This window comes from Pseudomonas danubii (assembly GCF_042980055.1).
In the GTDB taxonomy this organism is placed as follows: Bacteria; Pseudomonadota; Gammaproteobacteria; order Pseudomonadales; family Pseudomonadaceae; genus Aquipseudomonas; species Aquipseudomonas danubii.
Genome location: NZ_CP116502.1, coordinates 4,278,389 through 4,303,853, shown reverse-complemented (window position 1 = coordinate 4,303,853; position 25,465 = coordinate 4,278,389). Strand labels below are relative to the sequence as shown.

Below are 25,465 nucleotides of genomic sequence, written 5' to 3'. Positions count from 1 at the left end.
ATCATCCTGCTGCGGGCTCGGCAGCAGAAATGGCCGAGCGCTCCGTTCAACACATCACCAGCGCATGATCATTGGCAGCAGCGGACGCAGATCCCGGCGCTGACCGCTCCCGAGCCGATGCCGACATCCATAGCGCTGACAGCTCGGCCATTGACAGGGCAAAGCTGTTCAGCGCTCAGCGGCAGGCCGCCGGCTCAGGACTCGGGACAGCGATAGACATTGCCCGAAAGCGTCACGTTGGTTTGCTCCAGACGATTGTCCGAACCGGTCTGCCCTGCGCGCTGAGTGAGCAGGTAAACCCGATTGCCCCCCAGCGCCGCGGCCTTGTTTTTCAGGTCGTTGCGGGCGCCGGTTTCGAGATTGGCGTTACCCGTGATACTGCCCAATAAAAAGTCGCCCTGACTGCCGGTGACATCACCAAGAAACTGGCATTCACGTCCCGGTTCGTTGTGGGTGATGCGCACATTGTTGGCCCCGGGTCCGGCTATTGAAGTGGGCGCGCAACCTGCCAGGACAAACAACGCGGCACACAGACCGATCCCCGTGAGCCTATGAGAGAGATACATCCGGATGATTCCTTTCGTGCATTTGGAGCGATACCCCGAGCGGAGAATCCTTCGGGGCGGTAGAGCACGCAGTATCAAACTTTGCTGAAGCCGGAGTTGTATTAATCAGTGAATCTGCAGTCAAAAAATGTAAAGGCCGGCCGACGATTCGCCAGCACCAGGATCATGAGCACCCACCGGGTGCGCGCATTGTCCTGTCAGCCATGCCGTTCAGCAGGATTCGCGTTCCACCAGCGGGCACGCAACCCTGTGAATCGTCGGCTGTTCCCAGCGCTCGATGAGGTATTGAGCAGAACGCCGCCCCATCTCGTAATACGGCAACTGCACGGTACTGAGCGGCGGATAGAACAGCTCGGCAACACCGATCATGTTGTCGTACCCCAGAACCGCCACGTCCTGCGGAATACGCAGACCGCGACTTAGCAAGTACTGGTAAGCCAGCAAAGCGATGCGGTCGTTACCACAGATAAGAAGATCGAACGCTGGCGCTCCTTGCGACGCTTGCAATTGCGTCTCCAGCGCGGCGATCGTTTCCTGATAGGCGTCATCCTGGGACAGGCTGTATTGAGGAACATCGGCCACGGATATTCCAGCCTCAGTGAGGGCTCGACACAATCCAAGCTGGCGCTGCTCCCAGGCCAGGCTGGCTTGTGGCAGGTTGATGCACAACGGACGGCGGTAGCCACGCTTGAGCGCATGCCGCACAGCCTGATACTGGCCGTCGGCATCGTCAGGCACATAACAGGCCACCCCGGACTCCAGGCTCATGCAATTGCTCAGCACCAGCGGCAGGCTGCGCAACGCCGGGGGGATCTCGATGGTCCGCAGCTGCATGGCGCTGAAGATGATTCCGTCAGGCTGGTGGGACAGCATCAAGTCGATGGTCTGCTGGCTCGGCGGCACTTCGAACACGTTGAGGATGAAGACATTCCAGCCGTGTTCCCGGGCGGTGCGCTCCATGGACAGGAGCATTTCCACGGCGAAGGGCGTGGTGGCGGTATCCAGCGCGAAGACGCCAATGGTTTTGCTACGGGAAGCGCCGCCGCGGATCTGTCGGGCAGAAAGACTGGGGACATAACCCAGGGTCTCAACCGCTTGCAGGACTTTCGCCAGGGTTTCCTGATTGACTTTTTCCGGGGTATTGAGCGCCCTGGACACCGTCATCAAGGAAACCCCTGCGAGGTGCGCGACATCTTTAACTGAGGCCATTCGCAGGTGCCAATGCTTGTATGGCCGGGCATCATGTCATGCTTGGCAAAAGCATGACAACACATCGCCAGACGTCGCGCGCCCATGGCCGATTACCAGGATCAGAGGCGCAGATCGGCCAGGTGCCAGACCGACGCATCGCCAAACCCAGCGCTGCCATTGACCGCAAACGCCATGACCGCCTGGCTGTCCGGACGAGGATAGATCCGGCTGCTCAAGCTATAAGCGCCGTCATCGACAAACACCTCGATAGACGAACGATCAAGGAAAATCCGCAAATCTATCCGCGTTTGTCCCTTGGCTATCGGCACGCTGCGCGCACCGCTCACCCCCACTCCCGAGTGTTGCCTGTCCAGCACCAGGCGGCGCGCCATCGCATCGAAATACACCAGGGTCCGCTCTTGCTGATCCTCACTGCAACGCAGCGCCAGCCCAAAGCGCTCAGCAGTGCTGCCAGCCAGGTCCAGGGACAGTTCGAACTCCAGTAACGTCCCTCGCTCATCGAGCAGGCAATAGCCGGATTCGACCACGCCGATCGCCAGTGTCCGTTGCGACTGGCGTAGCGCCTTCAGCTCGCGGGCCGGCCGCATGCGCAGCCGCTCGCCATTACGGCTCAGCTCACGAGGCAGCGACAGCGCACCACACCAGTGCTGCGCCTGACTCGGCATCGGGCTCTCCCACATGTCCATCCAGGCCCACAACAGGCGGCGTCCGTCCGGCGCCAGCAGGGTCTGCGCCGCATAAAAATCGTGACCATGATCCAGTTCACGCGACTCACCGCACTCGCTGAAGTATCCACGGTCGTCCAGCAGGCCCATCCGATAGCTGTTCTGGAACTTGTTCCAGTTGTCATAACCGCTGGGCCTCAGGCCTTGAGGCGAATAGAGAAACACATCGTTGCCATCGAGTTCGAACAGGTCCGGACACTCCCACATGTAGCCGTCCGACTCGCGTCGCCCCTGCAGCGCGCACCTGAGGTACTTCCAGTGATGCAGATCGTCGGAGCGATAGAGCAGGAGCAGCGGGTCGTCGCCTTGGCGAGCGCCCAGGGCCATCCACCACTGCCCTGCTCGCCGCCACACCTTGGGATCGCGAAAATGCATGATGCTCGGCTCAGGCGCCGTATCGATCACCGCCCCGTGCTTGCTGAACGAAACGCCATCGATGCTGCTGGCCAGGCACTGGACCTGACGAATGTGCCGCTCATCACCCGGCGCACCCAGCCAGGTATGCCCGGTGTAGATCAGGTACAGCCTGTCGTCCGCGACCACCGCAGATCCTGAAAAGCAGCCATCGCGGTCATCGGCGTCGCCAGGCGCCAGCGCGATGGGCAGATGCTCCCAGTGCACCAGGTCGCGGCTCTTGGCATGCCCCCAGTGCATCGGCCCCCACTTAGCCGAATAGGGATGATGTTGGTAGAACACATGGTACTCACCGCGAAAAAACACCAGGCCGTTCGGGTCATTCATCCATCCTGCCGGCGGCGCAAGGTGATAGGCCAGGCGATAGTCATCCTCCCGCTCGGGCAGCTTTTTTTCGATAGCGCGATGCGCTTGCTCTAACAGTGCAGCGTGCATGGCCGGTTCCTGTCTAGGGTTCATAACGAAGGGCAGATTGAGCGATGGCAGGCAGCTCCGGCGAATCGCCAGACCGGTCTTGAGCGGCGCCGCGCACGGGGTCCTTGCGCAACAAGGTCCATGACAGCAACAGGCAAACGCCGACCAGGCCTGCCATCAGCACGTAGACGCTGGAGAAACCGAAATGGTCGTAGCCGTAGCCCACCAGCGGCGATAGCAGCATGGCGGTCAATTGCTGGGCGAACTGGAATCCCACCAGGTAGATCGAGGCGGACAGCCGAGAGTCGAAGTTCAGCGAAATGTATTTGAATATCGAGACCAGCAAGATGGGCACTTCCAAGGCGTGCAGCATCTTGCAGGCGGCGATAGCCCAGGCCTGCGTTGCCATTCCGGAGCCAAGGATGCGTACAAACATGATGCTGCCGGCCAGGATCAGCCCGTATTTGGCGCCTGTGCGGCTGACCACCCAGGGTGCAAACAGCATCAAGACTGCCTCGACCAGCACCTGAGACGAGTTCAGGTAGCCATAGGCGCGGGTGCCCTCCTCCGGGGTCGGGAAAAACGAGGAGAAATACACCGGAAACTGTTGCTCGTAGATCATGTAGATCCCGCACACCCCCGTCAGGTACAGGCTGAAAGCCCAGAATCGCGGGAGTGTCAGCAACTTCCAGAGATCGTTCAGGCGCACGGGGTGGGCAATGGTGCCCGCCTGGGCAGCCGGCTGGTTCAAACGGTCAAGGTCCAGGCGGGACAGGATCAGCAGGAACACGACGCCGGCGGCGCTGCTCATGTAGAAAGCAATGTCAGGATCAATGTTGAACACCACGCCGACCACGCCGGTTGCGCTGGCCCAGCCCAACGATCCCCACATTCGGGTGGTTCCAAACTCGAACCCCGCATGACGTGACAAACGCTCGGTGTAGGACTCGATTACCCCCACGCCTGCCAGCATCGCCAGCGCCAGAAACGCCGCACCGACCAAGGCGCCGAGCACCACGTTCTGCGCCAACAGGCCGGCGTAGACATAAATGGCAAACGGGGCCGCAGCGCAGAGCAAGATGCCAATCCATACCAACAGCTTTTTGGACAGCCCGAGGCGGTCTTGAAGAGCGCCGTAGAAGGGCTGAACCAGCAACGCCGCAATGGCGTTGGCGGCGAAAATGAACCCGGTTTCCGTGCCATTCAAGCCAATGACTCGATGCAGCCAGATAGAGAACAGCGAATAGCTGGATGACCACGAAAAGAAGAAGAAAAACAATAAACCACTGATAAGCCAGTACTCGCGTTTGGCGGCAAGCTGCATGTGACGACCCTCTTGTTCTTATCTAGGTTAACGTTAACATTGCGACATATTACGCGTCTTCAAACCCTTCGCTGTCAAGTGGAGTCATCTGCAAAAAGCGCTCAACACGCCCCGCATGACCCGCAGAAGGTCCCTGCGCGACAGGCGCCTGCGAGCCGTTCAAACAATCTCTGCAATGCCCGAATACAAAGACAGGAGGGCCTGTTCGCCGACAGCTGCCCCCTGCTCCGGCGGGCAATGTTGCGTATGCGGCAACAATCAATTGCATACCAGGGGATTGATAGCACCCTAACGAAAGGTGCAGGCTAGAGGGCTCGCTTGGGGCTTATATCATTCCGAATGATAGTTACCTTCGCTTCATTCGATTCGTGAGATACCACCCTGCCGAGCATCATCCGCCCATCTCAAATTACCTTGGCGGATGAACCATGGACCAGTCAGTCAAACTCTTGCGTTACCCCTTAGCCGCCCTCGCCGTTCTGGTCATGAGTGCCTGCGGCAAAGCCCCGGAAACCGCCTCCGCCCCGCCCGCTGCCAAGGTCAGTGTGGCCAAGGTGCTGGAGCAGCCGGTCAACGAATGGGATGAGTTCACCGGACGCCTGGAAGCCCCGGAAACCGTGGAAATCCGGCCACGGGTCTCGGGCCAGATCGATCAGGTGGCGTTCACCGAAGGCGCCCTGGTGAAGAAAGGCGACCTGCTGTTCCAGATCGACCCGCGCCCCTTCCAGGCTGAAGTCCGCCGCCTCGAAGCCCAGCTGCAACAAGCCCGGGCCACCGCCACCCGCAGTGCCAACGAAGCCCAGCGCGGCCAGCGCCTGCTGACCAGCAACGCGATTTCCGCCGAGCTGGCCGACACCCGCAGCAGCGCCGCCCAGGAAGCCCGGGCCGGAGTCGATGCGATCCAGGCTCAACTGGACCTGGCCAAGCTCAACCTGAGCTTTACCCGGGTGGTGGCCCCCATCAGCGGTCGCGTCAGCCGCGCACAGATCACCGCCGGCAACCTGGTGACCGCCGATGTCACCCCGCTCACCAGCCTGGTGTCCACCGACAAGGTCTACGCCTACTTCGACGCCGACGAACGTGTGTACCTCAAGTACACCCAACTCGCCCGCCAGGGTCAGCGCGGCCAGACCACCCCGGTGTACCTGGGCCTGTCCAATGAAGAAGGCCACCCGCACCTGGGCCAGATGAACTTCGTCGACAACCAGGTCAACCCCAAGACCGGCACCATCCGCGGCCGCGCCGTGTTCGACAACCGTGACGGCAGCTACACCCCGGGCCTGTATGCGCGCCTGAAACTGGTGGGCAGCGGCACCTACTCGGCGATGCTGATCAATGACGAAGCCGTGGGCACCGACCTGGGCAAGAAGTTCGTGCTGGTGATGGACGCCGACAACAAGCCGGCCTACCGCGCCGTGGAACTGGGGCCGAAGATCGAGGGCCTGCGCATCGTGCGCAACGGGCTGAGCAAGGACGACACCATCATCGTCAAGGGCTTGCAGCGGGCACGTCCCGGTGCCCCGGTCACACCTGAAGTGATCCCCATGGCCAGCCAGGAAACCCTCGCCGCCCTGGCCCAACAACGCCAAGCACTGGAAGCCAGCAACCTGCCGCAGGTCACCCCTGCCAAGGCGGCTCCGGCTGTGAAACTCGCCGCTGCGACACCGCGCGGTTAAGGGACGACTCTCAAGATGAATTTTTCCCAGTTCTTCATTTCAAGGCCGATCTTCGCCGCGGTGCTGTCGCTGCTGATCCTGATCGCCGGCGCCATCTCGCTGTTCCAGCTGCCCATCAGCGAATACCCGGAAGTGGTGCCGCCCACCGTGGTGGTGCGCGCCAACTTCCCCGGGGCCAACCCGAAAGTCATCGGTGAAACCGTGGCCGCGCCTCTGGAACAAGCCATCACCGGGGTCGAGAACATGCTCTACATGTCCTCGCAATCCACCGCCGACGGCAAGATCACCCTGACCATCACCTTCGCCCTGGGCACCGACCTGGACAACGCCCAGGTGCAGGTGCAGAACCGTGTGACCCGCACCCAGCCCAAGCTGCCGGAAGAAGTGACGCGCATCGGTATCACCGTGGACAAGGCCTCTCCGGACCTGACCATGGTGGTCCACCTGACCTCGCCGGACAAACGCTACGACATGCTCTACCTGTCCAACTACGCCCTGCTCAACATCAAGGATGAGCTGGCGCGCCTGGGCGGCGTGGGGGATGTACAGCTGTTCGGCATGGGCGACTACTCGCTGCGGGTCTGGCTCGATCCGAACAAGACCGCTTCGCGCAACCTGACCGCCACCGACGTGGTCACTGCGATCCGTGAACAGAACCGTCAGGTCGCCGCCGGTGCCCTGGGCGCACCGCCTGCGCCCAGCGCCACCAGCTTCCAGCTGTCGGTCAACACCCAGGGCCGACTGGTCACCGAGGAAGAGTTCGAGAACATCATCATTCGCTCAGGCGAAGACGGTGAGATCACTCGCCTGAAAGACATCGCCCGCATCGAACTGGGGTCGAGCCAGTACGCCCTGCGTTCCCTGCTCAACAACCAGCCTGCGGTGGCGATCCCGATCTTCCAGCGCCCGGGCTCCAACGCCATCGAGATCTCCAACGAAGTGCGGGCCAAGATGGCCGAACTCAAGCAGAGCTTCCCGCAGGGCATGGACTTCAGCATCGTCTACGACCCGACCATCTTCGTCCGCGGCTCCATCGAAGCGGTGGTGCACACCCTGTTCGAAGCGCTGATCCTGGTGGTGCTGGTGGTGATCCTGTTCCTGCAGACCTGGCGCGCCTCGATCATCCCGCTGGTGGCCGTACCGGTGTCGCTGATCGGCACCTTCGCGGTGATGCACCTGTTCGGCTTCTCCCTCAATGCCCTGTCGCTGTTCGGCCTGGTGCTGGCCATCGGTATCGTGGTGGACGACGCCATCGTGGTGGTGGAGAACGTCGAACGGAACATCGGCCTGGGGCTGAACCCGGTGGAGGCCACCCAGCGCGCCATGCGCGAAGTGACCGGCCCGATCATCGCCACCGCCCTGGTGCTGTGCGCAGTGTTCGTACCGGCGGCCTTCATCAGTGGCCTGACCGGGCAGTTCTACAAGCAATTCGCCCTGACCATCGCGATTTCCACGGTGATCTCGGCCTTCAACTCCCTGACCCTGTCGCCGGCCCTGGCCGCGGTATTGCTCAAGGAACACCATGCACCCAAGGACCGCTTCTCGAAGATCCTCGACAAGCTGCTGGGGGGCTGGCTGTTCAAGCCGTTCAACCGCTTCTTCGATCGTGCCAGCCATGGTTACGTCGGCACCGTGCGCCGGGTCATCCGCGGCAGCGGCATCGCCCTGTTCCTCTATGCCGGCCTGATGGTGCTGACCTGGTTCGGCTTCGCCCACACCCCGACCGGTTTCGTTCCGGCCCAGGACAAGCAGTACCTGGTGGCCTTCGCCCAACTGCCGGACGCCGCGAGCCTGGACCGCACCGAAGACGTGATCAAGCGCATGTCCGACATCGCCCTCAAGCAGCCCGGCGTGGAAAGCGCGGTGGCCTTCCCCGGCCTGTCGATCAACGGCTTCACCAACAGCCCGAACAACGGCATCGTCTTTGTCACCTTGAAGCCCTTCGATGAGCGCAAGGACCCGAGCATGTCCGCCGGTGCCATCGCCGGTGCCCTGAACGGCAAGTACGCCGATATCCAGGACGCCTACATGGCGATCTTCCCACCGCCGCCGGTACAGGGCCTGGGGACCATTGGTGGCTTCCGCCTGCAAGTGGAAGACCGCAGCGGGCTGGGTTACGACGAGCTGTATAAAGAAGTGCAGAACGTCATCACCAAGAGCCGCAGCGTGCCGGAACTGGCTGGACTGTTCACCAGCTACCAGGTCAACGTGCCTCAGGTGGACGCGGCCATCGACCGGGAAAAGGCCAAGACCCACGGCGTGGCGATTTCCGACATCTTCGACACCCTGCAGATCTACCTGGGTTCGCTGTATGCCAACGACTTCAACCGCTTTGGCCGCACCTATCAGGTCAACGTCCAGGCCGAGCAGCAGTTCCGTCTCGAACCCGAGCAGATCGGCCAGCTGAAAGTGCGCAACAACAAGGGCGAGATGATCCCCCTGGCGACCTTCATCAAGGTCAGCGACACCGCCGGTCCCGACCGCGTGATGCACTACAACGGCTTCGTTACCGCGGAAATCAACGGCGCGGCCGCCCCGGGATACAGCTCCGGGCAAGCGGAAGCGGCGATCGAGAAACTGCTCAAGGAAGAACTGCCCAACGGCATGACCTACGAATGGACCGAGCTGACCTACCAGCAGATCCTGGCCGGTAACACCGCCCTGTTCGTCTTCCCGCTCTGCGTGCTGCTGGCCTTCCTGGTACTGGCCGCGCAATACGAGAGCTGGAGCCTGCCGCTGGCGGTGATCCTGATCGTGCCGATGACCCTGCTGTCGGCGATTACCGGGGTGATCATCTCCGGTGGCGACAACAACATCTTCACCCAGATCGGCCTGATCGTACTGGTGGGCCTGGCCTGCAAGAACGCGATCCTGATCGTCGAGTTCGCCAAGGACAAGCAAGAGGAAGGCCTCGATCCGCTGGCGGCGGTCCTGGAAGCCTGCCGCCTGCGTCTGCGGCCGATCCTGATGACCTCCTTCGCCTTCATCATGGGCGTGGTGCCCCTGGTGATCTCCAGCGGCGCCGGTGCGGAAATGCGTCACGCCATGGGCGTCGCAGTGTTCTCCGGGATGCTCGGGGTGACCTTCTTCGGCCTGCTGCTGACCCCAGTGTTCTATGTCCTGATCCGCAATTATGTGGAGCGCAGCGAGGCCCGCAAAGCCGCCCGCGCCCTGCAACTGGAGACGCAACAATGAGTGCCAAAGTCTTCCTGCCGAGCCTGCTGGTGCTGGCCCTCGGTGCCTGCGCCGTCGGTCCGGACTACCAAAGCCCAACCACCGAGGCGGCGCACATCAGCGCCGCCACCGATGGCGCTGCGGGCCAGAAGAACTTCGACCGCGCACGCTTCGAAGGCATCTGGTGGCAACAGTTCGATGACCCGACCCTCAACCAGCTGGTGAGCAAATCGTTGCAGGGCAACCGTGAACTGCGGGTAGCGTTCGCCCGCCTGCGGGCCGCCCGGGCAATTCGCGATGACGCCAGCAATGACGCCATGCCCACCATCACCAGCCGCGCCAGCAGCGACCAAGCCAAGGGGCAGATTCCGGGGCAGACCACCAAGCGGGTCAAGAGCGAGCGCTACGACCTGGGCCTGGACATGGCCTGGGAGCTGGACCTGTTTGGCCGCATCCAGCGCAACCTGGAAGCCACCGACGCTGACCAGCAAGCCGCCGAGGCCGACCTGTATCAGCTGCAAGTGACCATGATCGCCGAGCTGGTGGACGCCTACGGCCAACTGCGCGGCGCACAACTGCGGGAAAAGATCGCCCTGGCCAACCTGGACAACCAGCAGGCCTCGCGCAAGATCACCGAAAGCCTGCGCGACGCCGGGGTCGGCGACCAGCTCGACGTGGTCCGCGCCGATGCCCGCCTGGCTTCGGTGGAAGCCAGCGTGCCGCAACTGCAGGCCGAGCAGACCCGCCAGCGCAACCGCATCGCCACCCTGCTGGGTGAGCGTCCGGACCAGCTCAGCGTCGACCTGTCGCCGGCGCAGCTGCCGGCGATTGCCAAGGCCCTGCCGATAGGCGACCCGGGCGAGCTGCTGCAACGCCGTCCAGATATCCTCAGCGCCGAACGCCAGCTGGCGGCGGCCACCGCACGGATTGGCGTGGCCAAGGCCGACCTGTTTCCACGGGTCAGCCTCAGCGGTTTCCTCGGCTTCACCGCCGGACGCGGTTCACAGATCGGCTCCTCGGCGGCCAGTGCCTGGGCCCTGGGCCCAAGCATCACCTGGGCCGCCTTTGACCTGGGCAGCGTACGGGCCCGCCTGCGGGGTGCCGACGCCAATGCCGATGGCGCCCTGGCCAGCTACGAGCAGCAAGTGCTGCTGGCCCTGGAAGAATCGGAAAACGCCTTCAGCGACTACGGCAAGCGCCAGCAACGGCTGATCTCCTTGATTCGTCAGAGCGAGTCCAGCCGTGCCGCCGCGGACCTGGCCGAGATCCGCTACCGCGAAGGCACCGTGGACTTCCTGGTGCTGCTGGACGCCCAGCGTGAACGGCTGGCGGCCGAAGATGCCCAGGCCCAGGCCGAAGTCGACCTGTACCGCGGCATTGTCGCCATCTACAAGGCCCTGGGCGGTGGCTGGCAGCCGGAGACGGTGGCCAGCCAGTAAGGATTTGCAACGAGCTCCTTTGGTTGGCCGCAACCAACCAATTTTTTGCCCCGTGGATCATTCGGTCGCGGGGCATTTTTTTGCCACGACATCGCCAAGCAAGGTCCTGCGGACCTTCGCGCAGCCTCGCCGAAGGCTCGACAGCGGCTACACAACTCCCTGTAGCCGCTGCCGCAGGCTGCGAACGGCCCGAAGGGACGCCAGGATCGCAAGGCCACTGAAGGTTCGGTCGGCAATCGTCAAGCAAGGTCCTGCGGACCTTTTCGCAGCCTCGCCGAAGGCTCGACAGCGGCTACACAGCTCCCTGTAGCCGCTGCCGCAGGCTGCGAACGGCCCGAAGGGACGCCAGGATCGCAAGGCCGCTCAAGGCTCCGCGGGCAATCGTCAGGCAAGGGCCGGCGGCCGATAGAGACAATCGATCATTCGGTCGATCGTTGCGATTGGACAGCCCTACAGCGCCCTCCTACTCTTCACTCGCCGCGTAATCGCCCTGGCCTCAGCCCTCATGATCGTCCGCCCCAAGCCCAACCTGATCAGCATCCTCTTTGCCCTCAAGGGCTCGATCGCCAAGCGCATTGCCTTGCGCTGCGTGCTGATCACCCTGCTGGCATCGGTCATCGTCCTGGTGGAAACCCTGCAGCCCACCTATTTCTCCAAGGTCAATGCCACGCCCTTCACCCTGCTGGGCCTGTCGCTGTCGATCTTCATGAGTTTTCGCAACAACGCTTGCTACGACCGCTGGTGGGAAGGCCGCAAGCAGTTGGGGCAGTTGATCATCGAGGTTCGTTCGCTGATCCGCGAAAGCCTGATCATCGACGCTCATCCCCAGCGCGAGGGCCTGCTGCGCGACCTCTGCGGCTTCGCCCACAGCCTGATCGCCCGTCTGCGCCATGAAGACGAAGCCCGCGCCCTGCAACCCTGGGCCCAGGCCGACATCGACCCGCAGCACCCCAACCTCACCGATGCCCAGTTGCAACGCATCGGCCAGCGCTGCTCGCAGTGGGCGCAACAGGGGCTGATCAGTGAATGGCGCTACACCCAGATGGAAACCCGCCTCGTCAGCCTGAGCCAGGTCCAGGCCGCCTGCGAACGCATCCAGAACACCCCGCTGCCCTTCCCCTACACCTTGCTGCTGCACCGCACCATCTACCTGTTCTGCATCCTCCTGCCCTTTGCCATGGCCGAGCCCCTGGGCTGGCTGACACCGATCTTCACCGCCATCGTCAGCTACACCTTCCTGGGCCTCGACGAAATCGGCAATGACCTCGAAGACCCCTTTGGCTACGACGACAATGATCTGCCGTGCAACGCTCTATTGCGCGGCCTGGAGCGTGAAGTCCTGGCCGCACTGGGGCACCGGGACCTGCCGCCACCACTGCAACCCCAGGAATACGTACTGACCTGAACCCGGGTTTGACTCAGGCCCATTCCTGACCGAAGCTTGCGCCTTCCAAAAGTCGCCAGCTTCCGGATTCCTGCATGCCCCTGCCCCGTCGCTACCTGCTGATCAGCCTGTTGCTCGTTATCGCCCTGGCCTGGACCTTTCTGCGCAGCAGCCCGCCAGCGGTTCCCGAGGCGATCAAGCATGGCTACGGCCCGGCCCTGGAGAAAGCCCGCAACGGCCAGCCGGGCGCAGCACGGGTGCTGTACCAGCAACTGGCGCGCCCCGACCTCAATGACCAGCAGCGCACCCGCCTGCTGGCGGTATTGCCCAACTACCCCAGCCCCCAGGCCCTGAAGCTGGCGGACGCCGACCTCTATCACCCCTCGCCCGAGGTGCGCAAAGCAGCGATCAAGAGCGTGCTGGGCCTGGTTCCCAGTGGCCAGCGCAGCCTGCTGCTCGGCCCCTTGCTCGACGATCACGAGCAAAGCGTGCGCTTTGCCGCGGTAGACGCCCTGCTCGGCCTGAGCCCGGATGACCAGGGCCTGTACTTCGGCCCGCTGCAGCAGGTGATCGACGAATACACCCAGGTGCTCAAGACCCGGGGTGACGACGTCGAGGCCCAATACCAACTGGCCCGCCTGTACCTGCACAACGCCAACCTGAGCAAGGCCCAGCAGACCCTGGAACAGGCCCTGCGCCTGGCCCCGGACAACCTGCAAGCGGTGGTGCTGCAGATCGAAGTGCTGGACAAGCAAGGCCAGAGCGACGCCGCCCGCCAGTTGCTGGCCAAGCAACTGCAGGCCCAGCAAGACTCCGCCTACCTGCAACATGCCCTGGGGCTCTGGCTGCTGCACCACGGCCAAGGCGAATTCGCCCTGCTGGGCCTGTCACGGGCGGTGGAACTGGAACCCAACAACGCCGCCTACCGCTACGACCTGGCCACCACCCTGCACAGCCAGCAGGAGCTGGAGGCGGCGCAGAAGCAACTGGAGGAAATCGTCCAGCGCCAGCCTTACAACCGCAAGGCGCGGGTGCTGCTGATCAACTATTGGAAAGAGAGCGGCCAGTTGCAGAACGTCCAGGTGTTGCTGGCCCAGCTGGAACAGCAGAACCCCGACGACCCGGCCCTGCAGCAGGGCCTGTAGCCGCTGCCGAGCCCGCGAGGCTGCGAAAAGGCCCGCAGGGCCTTGCCTGGCGATCTCCAGCCAAACCTTTGCCGCCCTCAAGATCCCCGCGCCTGCTACGTCGGCATGCCGCCCAAGCCGTTCGCAGCCTGCGGCAGCGGCTACACAACAAAAGGTTGAACCGTGGCAACGGTAGACGGTCAAGTGATTTATCAGCGATATCAAGGCGTTCGTCGCCATCGCCGATCACCTGGACCCATATGTGCGAGGGCATTGTTTGTCGACCTCATCTGCGTTGCTCAGCGAAAAAGCCGCCACTGGCGTCGAAGGCCTGGACGATATTCTCTCTGGAGGATTATCACGCAGCCATGTATTCCTGCTGGAAGGCGAACCCGGCACCGGCAAGACCACCGTGGCCTTGCATTTTCTGCGTGCCGGCGCCCTGGCCGGTGAGCGCTGCCTGTACATCACCCTCTCGGAAACCGAGCGCGAACTGCGCCAGGGCGCCCAGTCCCACGGCTGGCAGCTGGACCACAACATCCACATCTTCGAGCTGACCCCACCGGAAAGCCTGCTCAACGCCGAGCACCAGCAAAGCCTGTTGTATTCCTCGGACCTGGAGCTGGGGGAAGCCACCCGGCAGATCTTCGACGTGGTGGAACGGGTCAAGCCGACGCGGGTGGTGCTCGACAGCCTCTCGGAAATCCGCCTGCTGGCCCAGAGTTCCCTGCGCTACCGGCGACAGATCCTGGCGATCAAGCACTACTTCGTGCGCTATGACGCCACCGTGCTGCTCCTGGACGACCTGACCACCGAATCCCTGGACAAGACCGTGCACAGCGTGGCCCACGGGGTGATCCGCCTGGAAGAGCTGACCCCCAGTTACGGCGCCGAGCGCCGGCGCGTCCGGGTGGTGAAATACCGTGGCCAGAAGTACCGCGGCGGCTTCCATGATTTCACCATCATGGGCGACGGGGTCCATGTCTTCCCAAGGCTGGTGGCTGCCGAACACCGGGGCCGCAACGAGCGCCTGACCCTGACAAGCGGCATTGCGGAAATGGACGCGCTCCTGGGAGGCGGCATCGAAAGCGGCTCCAGCACCCTGATCCTCGGCCCCGCCGGTACCGGCAAATCGCTTATTTCGATGATCTTCGCCGCGGCCGCCGTGGCCCGGGGCGAGAAAGCCGCGCTGTTCATCTTCGACGAAGAGCTGGGGCTGCTGTTGGAACGCATGCGCAACATGGGCATCGACCTGGAGGCCCTGCAAGCCACCGGCAATCTGGTGATCGAGCAAGTGGACGCCGCAGAACTGTCCCCGGGGGAACTGTCCTACCGGGTCCGACGCTGTGTCGACCAGCAACGGATCAAGACCGTGGTGATCGACAGCATCAACGGCTACCAGGCGGCCATGCCCGAGGAAAACGCCCTGGTGCTGCACATGCACGAACTGCTGCTGTACCTCAATCGCCAGGGCGCCGCGACCTTCATGACCGTGGCCCAGCATGGCCTGGTGGGCGACATGCAGGCCCCGGTGGACATCACCTACCTGGCGGACACCGTGGTCCTGCTGCGCTACTTCGAGGCCCTGGGCAAGGTGCGTCGGGCCATCTCCATCATCAAGAAACGCACCGGCAGCCACGAGTCCACCATCCGTGAATACCGCATCGGCGCTCGCGGCTTGACCATCGGCGAACCCCTGGAAGCCTTCCAGGGCGTACTGCGCGGCGTGCCCACCTACCTGGGCGAAAGCAAACCGCTGCTTCGGGATGAGGGGCGATGACCCAGGACCTGGCATTTTCCGAACGCGCCCTGGTGCTCACGCCCCACGGCCGTGACAGCCAGCTGGCGCAGATGATGCTCAACGAGGCGGGATTTCGCAGCCTGATCTGCCCGGACCTGCCGGCCCTGTGCGCAGAGCTGGAGCACGGCGCCGGGCTGGTGATCATCGCCGCCGAGGCTTTGCGCGGGGTCGACCTGGCCCCCCTGCTGCGCCATCTGCAACAACAACCGGCCTGGTCCGACCTGCCCATCGTGCTGCTGACCCAGCACGGCGGTCCGGAGCAGAACCCGGCCTCAGGCTTCAGCGTGCCCCTGGGCAACGTCAGTTTCCTCGAACGGCCCTTCCATCCGGCCACCCTGATCAGCCTGGTCAGCGCCGCCCTGCGCGGACGCCGTCGCCAATACGAAGCCCGGGACCGGCTGATCGACCTGAGCCAGAGCGAACTGCGCCTGCAATGCACCCTGGAAACCCTGGAACAGCAGGTGCAGGAGCGCACGGCGCAACTGCGGCACAACGAGGAAGCCCTGCGCCAGTCGCAAAAGATGGAAGCCGTGGGCCAGCTCACTGGCGGCATCGCCCATGACTTCAACAACATGCTCACCGGCATCATCGGCAGCCTGGAGCTGCTGCGCCGGCGCCTGGCCCGGGGCCGCACCGAAGACCTGGACCGACTGATCGACCTGGGGGTCACCTCGGCCAATCGCGCCGCCGGCCTGACTCATCGCCTGCTGGCCTTCTCCCGGCGCCAGTCGCTGGACTCCAAGCCAGTGGAAATGAATGCCCTGGTGACGTCCATGGGCGAACTGCTGCAACGCAGCCTCAGCGAAAGCATCCAGCTGGACATGCAGCTGTGCCCGCAACTGTGGGTCGCCGAGGCCGACCCCAACCAGCTGGAAAGCGCCCTGCTCAATCTGGTCCTCAACGCCCGGGATGCCATGCCCAATGGCGGCCGGCTGCTGGTGGAAACCCTCAATCAGCACCTGGGCCCGGACTTCACCCAGGCCCACGACAACCTCGAACCCGGCGACTACGTGCTGCTGCGAGTCAGCGACAACGGCTGCGGCATGCCCGACGCCATCATCCATCGGGTGTTCGACCCCTTCTTCACCACCAAGCCCATCGGCCAGGGCACCGGGCTCGGGCTGTCGATGATCTATGGCTTCAGCAAGCAGTCCCACGGCCACGTGTCCCTCAACAGCACCCTGGGCCGGGGCACCGAGGTCAGCCTGTACCTGCCGCGCTATCGGGGCAGTGCGGAGCTGGATGAACAGCCGCTGGAGCACCAGTCGGGCACCGCACAGAACGGCGAGACGGTGCTGATCGTCGAGGATGATCCGGCGGTCCGGGTGCTGGTCAGCGCGGTACTCGGCGAGCTGGGCTACGCCTTTGTCGAAGCCGGCGACGCCCGCAGCGCCATGCCGATCCTCGATTCGGGGCAACGCATCGATCTATTGATCAGCGATGTGGGCTTGCCGGGCATGAACGGCCGGCAACTGGCAGAGATCGGGCGGCAGATCCGCCCGCAACTGAAAGTCCTGTTCATCACCGGCTACGCCGAGCACGCTGCCGCCCGGGGCGGCTTCCTCGACCCCGGCATGCAACTGATCACCAAGCCCTTCACCTTCGACCTGCTGACCGCCAAGGTGCAGGAGATGATCCGCGACTGAGGACCGGCTCAAGCCAGCAGTTGCTGGATCTGCTCCTGCAGGCTGTTGAGGTCGAAGGGCTTGGCCAGGATCGGTGCCTTGCGGGTGATGGGGCTGCCGCATTCGAGGATTTCGTTGGGATAGCCGCTGATGAAAATCACCTTGAGGTCCGGGCGCAGCTTCACTGCCGGCTCAGCGATCATCACCCCGGTAATGCCGCCGGGCAGCCGGTAGTCGGTGATCATCACATCCAGGTGCGGCTTGCTGGCCAGGATCTCGAACGCCTGCTCGCCATTTTCCGCCTGGAGTACCCGGTAGCCCAGGCCCGACAGATAGTCGGCCAGCAGCATCAGGATGACGGGTTCATCTTCGACGATCAGTACGACGTCTTGTGCATCTTCACTCATGGAAAACCTTTGCTCGATCAATTGCTGCTGTTACGACCATTGGGTCACGCAGAGGTTGCGTGAGCATTACGCTTTTAGTCATTCGTCGGTCGTCGACAAGGGCAGGCTCACGCGAAACAGCGCGCCCTCGCCAATCCGGCTTTCAACACTGATGGTGCCGCCATGGGCAGTGACGATCTGCTCGGAAATAAACAGCCCAAGCCCAAGGCCCGCCGCCACGTGGCTGGCGCTGACCCGCTCGAACTGCTGGAAAATTCGCTTCTGGTTCTCTTCGCTGATGCCAATCCCATGATCGCGCACCTCGACCCGGGCCTCGCCGTCCTGGGCATAGACCCGGACTTGGATGGGGCTCTTGGCGCCGTAGCGCAAGGCATTGGTCAGCAGATTGGAAATCACCTGTTCGATGCGGAATTCGTCCCAGTGGCCTTGCAACGGCTGCTCGGCTTCCAGGCTCAGGGACGATTGCGCAGCTTCCACCTGGGGCGCGAAGTTCTCCACCAACCCGCGTACCAACTGCGCCAGGTCAAACCGGGACGGGCGGATCGACAGCTTGCCAGTGCGAATCCGCGAGATGTCCAGCATGTCTTCGATCAGGCGGATCAGGCTTTTGATCTGGCGCTCGTCGCGATCCACCATGGCGTGCATCTTGTCCAGGCTGAAGGCGGCAGCGTTCTCCCGGGCCAGGTGCATCTTGCGCAGCTGGGTTTCCAGGATCAGGCCGTTGAGGGGCGTGCGCACTTCATGGGCGACGATGGACATGAAGTCATCGCGCATGCGCACCGCCTGCTCCAGCTCGTTCTGGGTGGCCTGAAGCTTGTTGAGCAACGCCTCCTGCTCACGCCGGCTCTGCTCCAGGGCCTCGACCTGCTGCTTCATGGCCTTGCTCTGGCGGTACAGGTCGACGAACACATTGACCTTGCTCTTCACCGCGTGGATGTCCAGGGGCTTGTGCAGGAAGTCCACCGCCCCGCTCTCGTAGCCCTTGAAGGCGTAGTTGAGCTCGCGTCCGGCAGCACTGACGAAAACGATGGGGATGTGCTTGGTCTTCTCGGTGCCGCGCATCAACTCGGCCAGCTCGAAGCCATTCATGCCCGGCATCTGTACATCGAGGATGGCCATGGCGAACTCATGCTGGAGCAGCAGCGACAAGGCCTCGTCGGCCGACAGCGCCTTGTACACCAGGCGGTCCTCGCGCTTGATCAGCGCTTCCAGGGCCAGCAGGTTCTCCGGCAGATCGTCGACGATCAGCAGCTTGGCTTGAATAGTACTTAACATGAGGTTCGTTCCAGCTCGGCAAGCAGACGGCTGATGCCGCGCAAAGGGAGAATGTAATCCGGTTGCTGCAGGGCCAGGGCCGCTTCCGGCATGGTCGCGACCTGGGCTTCGCGGGGGTCCTGGACAATGGTCAGGCCGCCCTGGCGCTTGATCTGCGCCAACCCCCAGGCGCCGTCCTGGTTGGCCCCGGTCAGCAGCACGGCGGCCAGGCTATTGCCGTAGGCATCAGCCGCGGATTCGAACAGGTAGTCGATGGCGGGACGGGAATGGTGCAGCCGCTCCTCCTGGCTCAGGGACAGGCTGCGGTCCTGCTCCACCGACAAGTGATAACCGGGGGCAGCGAAGTACAAGGTACCGGGGACGATCTGCTCCTTGTCCTCAGCCTCCTTCACCGACAGCGCCAGGCGCCGGTCGAAGATGTCCGCCAACTGGCTGCGACGCTCGTCCGGCAGATGCAGGACCACGATCACCGGCAGGCGAAAGTCCTGGGGAAAGTCACTGAACAGATTCAACAACGCCTCCACGCCACCGGCGGATGCGCCCACCACAACGGCCTCGACCCGTGGCCAGAGGTTGTGTCCGGCAGTCTGCTGGTTCATGTCTTGCGGTAGATCCGTTCTTGTTTGACCAAGGGTTCGAAGTGCTTGCCGTAGGCAGAAAAGTCCAGGGTCTCCTTGCTGCCCAGCACCAGGAAACCCCGATGGCAGAGCGACTCATGGAACAGTCCGAAGGCCCGATCCTGCAATTTTTTATTGAAGTAAATCAATACGTTACGACATGAAATCAATTGAGTTTCAGAAAATACGCTGTCGGTCGCCAGGCTGTGGTCGGCGAAGGTCACGTTCTCCCGCAGGCTCTTGTCGAAGATCGCGTAGTCGTAGGCCGCGGTGTAGTAGTCGGCAAAGGAACGCTGGCCGCCGGCCTGCTGGTAGTTGTGGGTGTAGGCCCGCACGTTCTCCAGGGAGAAGATGCCTTGCTTGGCCTTCTCCAGGGAGCTGGGATTGATGTCCGTGGCATAGATGATGGTGCGTTCCAGCAGCCCTTCTTCGCGCAGCAGGATGGCCATGGAATAGACCTCTTCCCCGGTGCTGCAGCCGGCGATCCAGATCTTGATCGACGGGTAGGTCTTGAGCAGCGGCACCACCTCCTGGCGGATCGCCAGGAAGTGCGACGGGTCGCGAAACATCTCGCTCACCGGAATGGTCAGGAACTGCAACAATTGCATGAACGCCGTCGGGTCGTGCAGCACCCGCTCCTGCAGCGCGGAAATGGTCTTGCACTCGAACTGACGCAAAGCGTGGTTGACCCGGCGCTTGATCGAAGCACCGGAGTAGTCGCGGAAGTCGTAGCTGTATTTGAGATAAATAGCTTCGATCAGCAAACGCAGTTCGATCTCGGTATTACGCTCCACTAAATTCTTTCCATCTTCGGCAGCCATACGCGGATAAGGGAAAACAGGCGGTCCAGGTCAATGGGCTTGGCCAGGTAGTCGTTGGAGCCGGCCTGCAGGCAGCGCTCCTGGTCATCCTTCATGGCCTTGGCGGTCACGGCGATGATGGGCAGCTTGCGCCAGCGCGGGTCCTTGCGGATCTGCACCGTGGCTTCGAAACCGTCCATCTCCGGCATCATCACATCCATCAGCACCAGGTCGATATCCTCGACTTCATTGAGTCTGGCGATGGCCTCATGGCCGTTACGGCCGATCACCACCACCGCGCCCTTGTGTTCCAGGGCGCTGGTCAAGGCAAAGATGTTGCGCACGTCATCATCCACCAGGAGGATCTTGCGCCCCTCGAAGACCTTGTCGCGGCTGCGGGCGGTCTTGAGCATCTTCTGCCGCTCATGGGACAACTGGGATTCGACTTTGTGCAGAAACAACGTCACTTCATCCAGCAGGCGCTCCGGCGAGCGGGCGCCCTTGATGATGATCGAACGGGAATACTTGCGCAGCTCGGTCTCTTCATCTCGGGTCAGGTTGCGCCCGGTATAGACGATCACCGGCGGGAAGGAGCAGATGTCCTCGGTGGACATGCGCTTGAGCAGATCGTTGCCGAGCATGTCCGGCAGCTTGAGGTCGATGACCATGCAGTCGTAGACATTCTCGCGCAGCAGGTCCAGGGCATCCTGGGCCAGGCCCACGGCGGTGATCTCGATATCGTCGTCGCCGATCAGCCGGGCAATGCTGTCGCGTTGCAGATCGTCGTCCTCCACCAGCAGCACGCGCTTGACCTTCTGCGTCAGCTTGGCTTCCAGGCGGGCGAAGACGTCCTTGAGCTCCTCGCGGGTGGTGGGTTTCACCGCGTAGCCCACGGCGCCCATGTGCATGGCCGCTTCCACCCGGTCTTCCACCGAGATCACGTGCACCGGGATGTGCCGGGTCTGGGCATGTTCCTTGAGGCGTTGGAGCACGGTCAGGCCGGAATGGTCGGGCAGGCGCATGTCCAGCAGGATGGCGTCCGGGATGTACTGCTCGGCCAGGCTGTAGCCCTCGTCGGCGCCATGGGCCACCAGGCAGTGGTAACCCAGTTCGTGGGCCAGATCGAAGAGGATATGCGCAAAATTCGGCTCATCTTCCACCACCAGGATGCAGCGGCTGCTGAATGGGGCCTTGTCCCGGTCATCGGCAAAGCGCGGGATCTCACTGCCAGGCACTTCAGCCACCGGCAACGGCGCACTGGGCGCAACAGGCGCCGCCACCGGCATCATTGCAGGCGCTGGCGCCAGCACCGGCTCGGCCGCCTCGCTGTACTGCTCTGGCAGCACCAGCGTGAAAATGCTGCCCTGCCCCGGCTCACTGCTGACGCTGATGGAGCCCCCCAGCAAGGTCGCCAGATCCCGGGAGATCGACAGCCCCAGGCCAGTGCCGCCATAACGCCGGTTGGTGGTGCCGTCGGCCTGGCGGAAGGCTTCGAAAATGCTTTCCTGCTGGTCCTGGGCGATGCCGATCCCCGAATCCTGCACGACAAAGGCGATACCGCCCCCCGGCTGAGCACCAACGCTCAGGCTGACCTGGCCCCTTTCAGTGAACTTGACCGCGTTGGACAGCAGGTTCTTGAGTATCTGTTCGACCCGCTGGCGATCCGTGAACAGCCTCTGTGGCGCCCCCGGCTGCAGCTCCACCTTGAAGGCCAGGCCCTTGTCCGCGGTCAACGGCTGGAACAGGCTGCGCAGGCCGTCCACCAGGCGTGGCACGCTGGCATTTTCCGGACGCACTTCGAGCTTGCCCGCCTCGACCTTGGAGATATCCAGGATGTCATTGATCAGGTTCAGCAGGTCGTTGCCGGCGGAATAGATCGACTCGGCGAACTTGACCTGCTCGGCAGTGAGGTTCTCCTGGGGGTTTTCCGCCAGCAACTTGGCCAGGATCAGCGAACTGTTGAGCGGTGTGCGCAGTTCGTGGGACATGTTGGCGAGGAATTCGGACTTGTACTTGCTGGAGCGCTGCAGTTCTTCGGCGCGCTCTTCAAGCTGGGTCTGCGCCTCGTTCAGCTCGCTGTTCTTGCGGTCCATGGCGTCGCGCTGCTCGGCGAGGATCTGCGCCTGCTCGGCCAGCTGTTCGTTGGTCTGTTCCAGTTCCACCTGCTGCGTTTCCAGGTGCACCTGGGACTCCTTGAGAATCCGCGACTGCTCCTCCAACTCCTCGTTGGCGGTCTTCAATTCTTCCTGCTGCACCTGCAACTCTTCGTTGAGCTGCTGGGTTTCGGCCAGCACTTCCTGAAGGCGCTGGCGGTAGCGCGCGGCTTCGATGGAGGTGCCGATATTGCCGGCAATCAGCTCCAGCAACTCCACATCGCGATCGCTCAGCGCCCGCAGGAAGCCCAGCTCGATCACGCCATTGACCCGGTCGTCATCACGGGTCGGCACCACCAGCACGCTGCGCGGCGCGCCCTCGCCCAGGCCGGAGCTGACCTTGAAGTAATCCACCGGCACATCGTCCAGGCGGATCAGGCGCTTGTGCTGCGCGGCCTGGCCCACCAGGCCCTCATCGCCATACAGCGACTGCTCTTGCTGCTCCAGCTCACGGGAAAATCCATAAGAAGCCACACGCTTGAGGCCGCCGTGATCTTCACGGACATACAGCGCCGCCACCGGTGTCCCCAGGTAATGGGCGCAGAACTGGAGGATATTGCGCCCCAGCAGGTTCAGGGTCAGTTGGCCGAGCATCTGTTCGGCCAGTTCGGTCTGGCCGTTGCGCAGCCAGGCCTGCTGTTCCAGGCGCCGGGCGCTGTTTTCCTGGGCCTCGAGGTTGTCGCTGTAGCTTTTGGACAGCGCCAGCAGATCCCGACGCCCGACATAGGCCAGCAAGCCGCTGATGCCCACCACGAACAACAGGTACAGGATCACGCTGAAAATGGTGGTGCGGCTGACGCTCTCATTACGCTCCAGGCGCAACTGCTGCTCCATGCCCACCGCATCCTCGTATTCCTTGCGGATCTCGTCGGTCAGGCGCTTGCCCCGCCCGGCCTGCACCGCGCCACGGTAGTCGCCGTTCTGCCGACGCAGCTCGATCATGCTCAGGGAGAAGTTGTTCCACTCCAGCTGCAGGGCTTCCAGGCGCTTGAGGCGGTCGACCTGCTGCGGGTTGTCGGCGACCAGATCACGCAGCCCATTGAGCTCGCTGAGGATGCGTGGCTTGGCCACTTCATAAGGGTCGAGGAAATGCTCATCGCCGGTGATCAGGAAACCGCGCATGCCGGTTTCCAGGTCGATGGTCAGGCGCGCCGCCTCATTGAGATTGTTGATCACCCGGTCAGTGTGCTGCACCCACTGGATGACCGAGAGCAGGTAGGTGATCAGGGACACGAAAAAAACCGCGCTGAGCACGCCTACACCGAGGGGCAGGCTGATGTTGCGGGTCAGCAGCTTGCGAAAACTCTGTTCATCAACCGATGACGGACGGATCATTTGATGGACCTTGGCGCAGGAAAAAAAACGAAGTTTGCCCCACATTCGGCCATCGCAGCTATTTTTTATAACCCATGGGTTCACAACTGCGATTGGACCTGCCCTGGGACAAGGGAAGCGGTTATTCTTGCCGGCGCTTGTACAACAGCCTTTTTCTGTACAGCTTCGGGAACTTGTGGCCAGTCGCCACTTACTGATGCACAGGGCCGCCTGTCGCAGCGCCCCGTACCACCCATTTCTTGAGAGAGTCCCTATGCCCGCCAGCGTCTCCACCATCCTAGTCGTCGAAGACGATGCCATCGTGCGCATGCTGATTGTCGATGTTCTCGAAGAGCTCGAATTCAGCGTCCTGGAGGCTGATGGCAGTGACGCCGCGCTGAGCCTGCTGGAAAACCCGCAACAGACCATCGACCTGCTGATGACCGACGTCGGCCTGCCCGGCATGAACGGCCGTGAACTGGCCGAACGCGCCCGGCAACTGCGTCCGCACCTGCCGGTGCTGTTTGCCAGCGGCTATGCCGAGTCCATCGACGTGCCTGCCGGCATGTCGGTGATCGGCAAGCCCTTCTCCATCGACCAGTTGCGGGACAAGGTGCGCAGCATCCTCGGTTGAGCCCGGCAGCGGCCTGATCCGCCGCTGGCGCGCTGTGGTTTAATGGCGGCCTTTTTTTGCCCTTGCCTGCCAGGAATCGCCCCTCATGAGTCCCACCGCCGCAACCAAAGTCCTGATCATTGGTTACGTCTGGCCCGAACCCCGCTCCTCCGCCGCCGGCGGGCACATGATGCAGATCCTCCAGAGTTTCCTCGACCAGGGCTGGGAGCTGACCTTCAGCAGCCCGGCCAAAGAGGGCGAACACAAGGAGGACCTGACGGCCCTGGGTATCCGCGAATGCCCGATCGAACTCAACAACAGCAGTTTTGACCGCTTTGTCGCCGAACTGGCCCCGGACATCGTGCTGTTCGACCAGTTCATGATGGAGGAACAGTTCGGCTGGCGGGTCGAGCAACACTGCCCGAATGCCCTGCGGGTCCTGGAAACCTCGGATTTGCAATGCCTGCGCCATGCCCGGCATCAGCGCCTCAAGGATCAGCTCAAGGCCTGCGCCGACGAAGATGACTTCAGCGCCCTGTTCACCCAGGCCGCGGCGCAAGAGTTCCAGCACATGGCCGACACCGACCTGGCCAAGCGCGAGATCGCCGCCATCTACCGCTGCGACCTGAGCCTGATGATCTCCGAGGTGGAGATCGAGCTGCTGGTGCAGCAGTTCCGCCTGCCTCCGGCGCTGCTGCACTGGTGCCCCTTGATGCTGGAACAACTGCCGCAGGACTTCCCGCCCTTCGAACAGCGGGCGCACTTCCTCAGCATCGGCAATTTCCGCCACGCGCCGAACTGGGACGCCGTGCTCTGGATGAAAAACCGCGTGTGGCCCTTGATCCGCCAGCAACTGCCCGGCGCCCAGTTGCACCTGTATGGCGCCTACACCCCGCCCAAGGCGGCAGCCCTGCACAACCCGGCCCAGGGCTTTTACATCATGAACTGGGCGCAAGACGCGCTGCAGGTGATGAGCGCCGCGCGGATCTGCCTGGCCCCCCTGCGTTTTGGCGCCGGGATCAAGGGCAAGCTGCTGGACGCCATGCTCTGCGGCACGCCCAGCGTCACCACGCCGGTGGGCAGCGAATCCATGTCCCAGGATGGCCTGCCCTGGCCGGGCGCGGTGGCCGAATCGGCCTGCGCCCTGGCGACCGCGGCCGTGCGCCTGTACCAGGACCAACAGTTGTGGGAACAGGCCCAGACCGATGGCCGGCGGTTGCTTGAGGCGCGCTACCGCCAGCAAGTCCACGGCCCGGCGCTGATCCAGCGCCTGCAAGACTGCCGCCAGCACCTGGAGCAGTTGCGCCGGGACAACTTCACCGGCGCCATGCTGCGACACCACCATCACAAGAGCACCCAATACATGGCGCAATGGATCGAAGCCAAGAACCGCCCTGCCCCATGACCC

The 25,465-nt window shown here is 63.0% G+C and carries 18 protein-coding genes; 9 read left to right on the top strand and 9 right to left on the bottom strand.

Translation table 11 applies throughout. The annotated features are described in order from the left end of the window. Positions 1-194: 194 nt before the first annotated feature. From PFZ56_RS19915 to PFZ56_RS19900, 4 genes are all read right to left on the bottom strand, one after another. Positions 195-566 carry a DUF4156 domain-containing protein gene (locus tag PFZ56_RS19915; protein WP_102865173.1) on the bottom strand — a complete coding sequence of 124 codons (372 nt, stop codon included), beginning with the start codon at positions 564-566 and terminating at the stop codon, positions 195-197. Positions 567-776: 210 nt separating this feature from the next. Further along, positions 777-1,775 (bottom strand): LacI family DNA-binding transcriptional regulator, encoded by a 999-nt coding sequence (locus tag PFZ56_RS19910; protein ID WP_102879587.1) that lies wholly within the window; start codon positions 1,773-1,775, stop codon positions 777-779. Between the two features lie 101 nt (positions 1,776-1,876). Then, positions 1,877-3,352, bottom strand: a complete 1,476-nt coding sequence (locus PFZ56_RS19905; RefSeq protein ID WP_170002422.1) for a glycoside hydrolase family 32 protein — start codon at positions 3,350-3,352, stop codon at positions 1,877-1,879. Between the two features lie 13 nt (positions 3,353-3,365). Further along, entirely contained in the window at positions 3,366-4,655 is a 1,290-nt protein-coding gene (locus PFZ56_RS19900; RefSeq protein ID WP_170002424.1) for an MFS transporter, read from the bottom strand. A gap of 428 nt (positions 4,656-5,083) precedes the next feature. On the opposite strand from PFZ56_RS19900, the gene mexE reads away from it, so the two are divergent. The 7 genes from mexE (at position 5,084) to PFZ56_RS19865 (ending at position 16,899) form a co-directional block, all read left to right on the top strand. Beyond that, positions 5,084-6,331 (top strand): multidrug efflux RND transporter periplasmic adaptor subunit MexE, encoded by a 1,248-nt coding sequence (gene mexE / locus PFZ56_RS19895; protein ID WP_110595588.1) that lies wholly within the window; start codon positions 5,084-5,086, stop codon positions 6,329-6,331. 15 nt (positions 6,332-6,346) lie between these two features. After that, positions 6,347-9,526: an efflux RND transporter permease subunit gene (locus tag PFZ56_RS19890; protein ID WP_102879591.1), complete on the top strand. Its 3,180-nt coding sequence runs from the start codon at positions 6,347-6,349 to the stop codon at positions 9,524-9,526. Then, on the top strand, positions 9,523-10,944 hold the full coding sequence (locus PFZ56_RS19885) for an efflux transporter outer membrane subunit (protein WP_110651572.1): 1,422 nt from the start codon (positions 9,523-9,525) through the stop codon (positions 10,942-10,944). The genes PFZ56_RS19890 and PFZ56_RS19885 overlap by 4 nt, the downstream gene beginning before the upstream one ends. A 505-nt stretch (positions 10,945-11,449) precedes the next feature. Continuing rightward, entirely contained in the window at positions 11,450-12,349 is a 900-nt protein-coding gene (locus PFZ56_RS19880) for a bestrophin family protein (protein WP_102865180.1), read from the top strand. Between the two features lie 74 nt (positions 12,350-12,423). Next, positions 12,424-13,473 (top strand): HEAT repeat domain-containing protein, encoded by a 1,050-nt coding sequence (locus PFZ56_RS19875; protein WP_170002428.1) that lies wholly within the window; start codon positions 12,424-12,426, stop codon positions 13,471-13,473. Positions 13,474-13,729: 256 nt separating this feature from the next. Continuing rightward, a complete protein-coding gene (locus PFZ56_RS19870) occupies positions 13,730-15,232 on the top strand; it encodes an ATPase domain-containing protein (RefSeq protein ID WP_102879594.1) in 1,503 nt (500 codons plus the stop codon). Next, positions 15,229-16,899: a response regulator gene (locus PFZ56_RS19865; RefSeq protein WP_110595584.1), complete on the top strand. Its 1,671-nt coding sequence runs from the start codon at positions 15,229-15,231 to the stop codon at positions 16,897-16,899. The genes PFZ56_RS19870 and PFZ56_RS19865 overlap by 4 nt, the downstream gene beginning before the upstream one ends. A gap of 8 nt (positions 16,900-16,907) precedes the next feature. Here PFZ56_RS19865 and PFZ56_RS19860 read toward each other — a convergent pair whose 3' ends face one another. From PFZ56_RS19860 to PFZ56_RS19840, 5 genes are all read right to left on the bottom strand, one after another. Beyond that, the gene (locus PFZ56_RS19860) at positions 16,908-17,285 is read right to left on the bottom strand and encodes a response regulator (protein WP_011061530.1); all 378 of its coding nucleotides are present in this window, start codon (positions 17,283-17,285) and stop codon (positions 16,908-16,910) included. A 78-nt stretch (positions 17,286-17,363) separates the two neighbouring features. Next, entirely contained in the window at positions 17,364-18,560 is a 1,197-nt protein-coding gene (locus PFZ56_RS19855; protein ID WP_102879596.1) for a hybrid sensor histidine kinase/response regulator, read from the bottom strand. Then, positions 18,554-19,159, bottom strand: coding sequence for a chemotaxis protein CheB (locus tag PFZ56_RS19850; RefSeq protein ID WP_102879597.1), 606 nt, complete (start codon positions 19,157-19,159; stop codon positions 18,554-18,556). The genes PFZ56_RS19855 and PFZ56_RS19850 overlap by 7 nt, the downstream gene beginning before the upstream one ends. Next, on the bottom strand, positions 19,156-19,998 hold the full coding sequence (locus PFZ56_RS19845) for a protein-glutamate O-methyltransferase CheR (protein WP_222933699.1): 843 nt from the start codon (positions 19,996-19,998) through the stop codon (positions 19,156-19,158). Before PFZ56_RS19845 ends, PFZ56_RS19850 begins: the two co-directional genes overlap by 4 nt. Then, positions 19,971-23,465, bottom strand: coding sequence for a response regulator (locus tag PFZ56_RS19840; protein ID WP_102879598.1), 3,495 nt, complete (start codon positions 23,463-23,465; stop codon positions 19,971-19,973). The genes PFZ56_RS19845 and PFZ56_RS19840 overlap by 28 nt, the downstream gene beginning before the upstream one ends. A 253-nt stretch (positions 23,466-23,718) precedes the next feature. Here PFZ56_RS19840 and PFZ56_RS19835 point away from each other — a divergent pair, with 253 nt between their 5' ends. Continuing rightward, positions 23,719-24,078: a response regulator gene (locus tag PFZ56_RS19835; RefSeq protein ID WP_102865187.1), complete on the top strand. Its 360-nt coding sequence runs from the start codon at positions 23,719-23,721 to the stop codon at positions 24,076-24,078. 85 nt (positions 24,079-24,163) lie between these two features. After that, positions 24,164-25,462 (top strand): glycosyltransferase, encoded by a 1,299-nt coding sequence (locus tag PFZ56_RS19830; protein ID WP_170002432.1) that lies wholly within the window; start codon positions 24,164-24,166, stop codon positions 25,460-25,462. Positions 25,463-25,465: the final 3 nt, after the last annotated feature.

Excerpts from the sequence above, each read along its gene's own strand:
- PFZ56_RS19865 (WP_110595584.1), top strand. The coding sequence starts at position 15,229 with ATGACCCAGGACCTGGCATTTTCCGAACGCGCCCTGGTGCTCACGCCC.
- PFZ56_RS19855 (WP_102879596.1), bottom strand. The coding sequence starts at position 18,560 with ATGTTAAGTACTATTCAAGCCAAGCTGCTGATCGTCGACGATCTGCCG.
- PFZ56_RS19910 (WP_102879587.1), bottom strand. The coding sequence starts at position 1,775 with ATGGCCTCAGTTAAAGATGTCGCGCACCTCGCAGGGGTTTCCTTGATG.
- PFZ56_RS19900 (WP_170002424.1), bottom strand. The coding sequence starts at position 4,655 with ATGCAGCTTGCCGCCAAACGCGAGTACTGGCTTATCAGTGGTTTATTG.
- PFZ56_RS19860 (WP_011061530.1), bottom strand. The coding sequence starts at position 17,285 with ATGAGTGAAGATGCACAAGACGTCGTACTGATCGTCGAAGATGAACCC.
- PFZ56_RS19850 (WP_102879597.1), bottom strand. The coding sequence starts at position 19,159 with ATGAACCAGCAGACTGCCGGACACAACCTCTGGCCACGGGTCGAGGCC.
- mexE (WP_110595588.1), top strand. The coding sequence starts at position 5,084 with ATGGACCAGTCAGTCAAACTCTTGCGTTACCCCTTAGCCGCCCTCGCC.
- PFZ56_RS19905 (WP_170002422.1), bottom strand. The coding sequence starts at position 3,352 with ATGCACGCTGCACTGTTAGAGCAAGCGCATCGCGCTATCGAAAAAAAG.
- PFZ56_RS19835 (WP_102865187.1), top strand. The coding sequence starts at position 23,719 with ATGCCCGCCAGCGTCTCCACCATCCTAGTCGTCGAAGACGATGCCATC.
- PFZ56_RS19880 (WP_102865180.1), top strand. The coding sequence starts at position 11,450 with ATGATCGTCCGCCCCAAGCCCAACCTGATCAGCATCCTCTTTGCCCTC.
- PFZ56_RS19830 (WP_170002432.1), top strand. The coding sequence starts at position 24,164 with ATGAGTCCCACCGCCGCAACCAAAGTCCTGATCATTGGTTACGTCTGG.
- PFZ56_RS19915 (WP_102865173.1), bottom strand. The coding sequence starts at position 566 with ATGTATCTCTCTCATAGGCTCACGGGGATCGGTCTGTGTGCCGCGTTG.
- PFZ56_RS19845 (WP_222933699.1), bottom strand. The coding sequence starts at position 19,998 with ATGGCTGCCGAAGATGGAAAGAATTTAGTGGAGCGTAATACCGAGATC.
- PFZ56_RS19885 (WP_110651572.1), top strand. The coding sequence starts at position 9,523 with ATGAGTGCCAAAGTCTTCCTGCCGAGCCTGCTGGTGCTGGCCCTCGGT.
- PFZ56_RS19840 (WP_102879598.1), bottom strand. The coding sequence starts at position 23,465 with ATGATCCGTCCGTCATCGGTTGATGAACAGAGTTTTCGCAAGCTGCTG.
- PFZ56_RS19890 (WP_102879591.1), top strand. The coding sequence starts at position 6,347 with ATGAATTTTTCCCAGTTCTTCATTTCAAGGCCGATCTTCGCCGCGGTG.
- PFZ56_RS19875 (WP_170002428.1), top strand. The coding sequence starts at position 12,424 with ATGCCCCTGCCCCGTCGCTACCTGCTGATCAGCCTGTTGCTCGTTATC.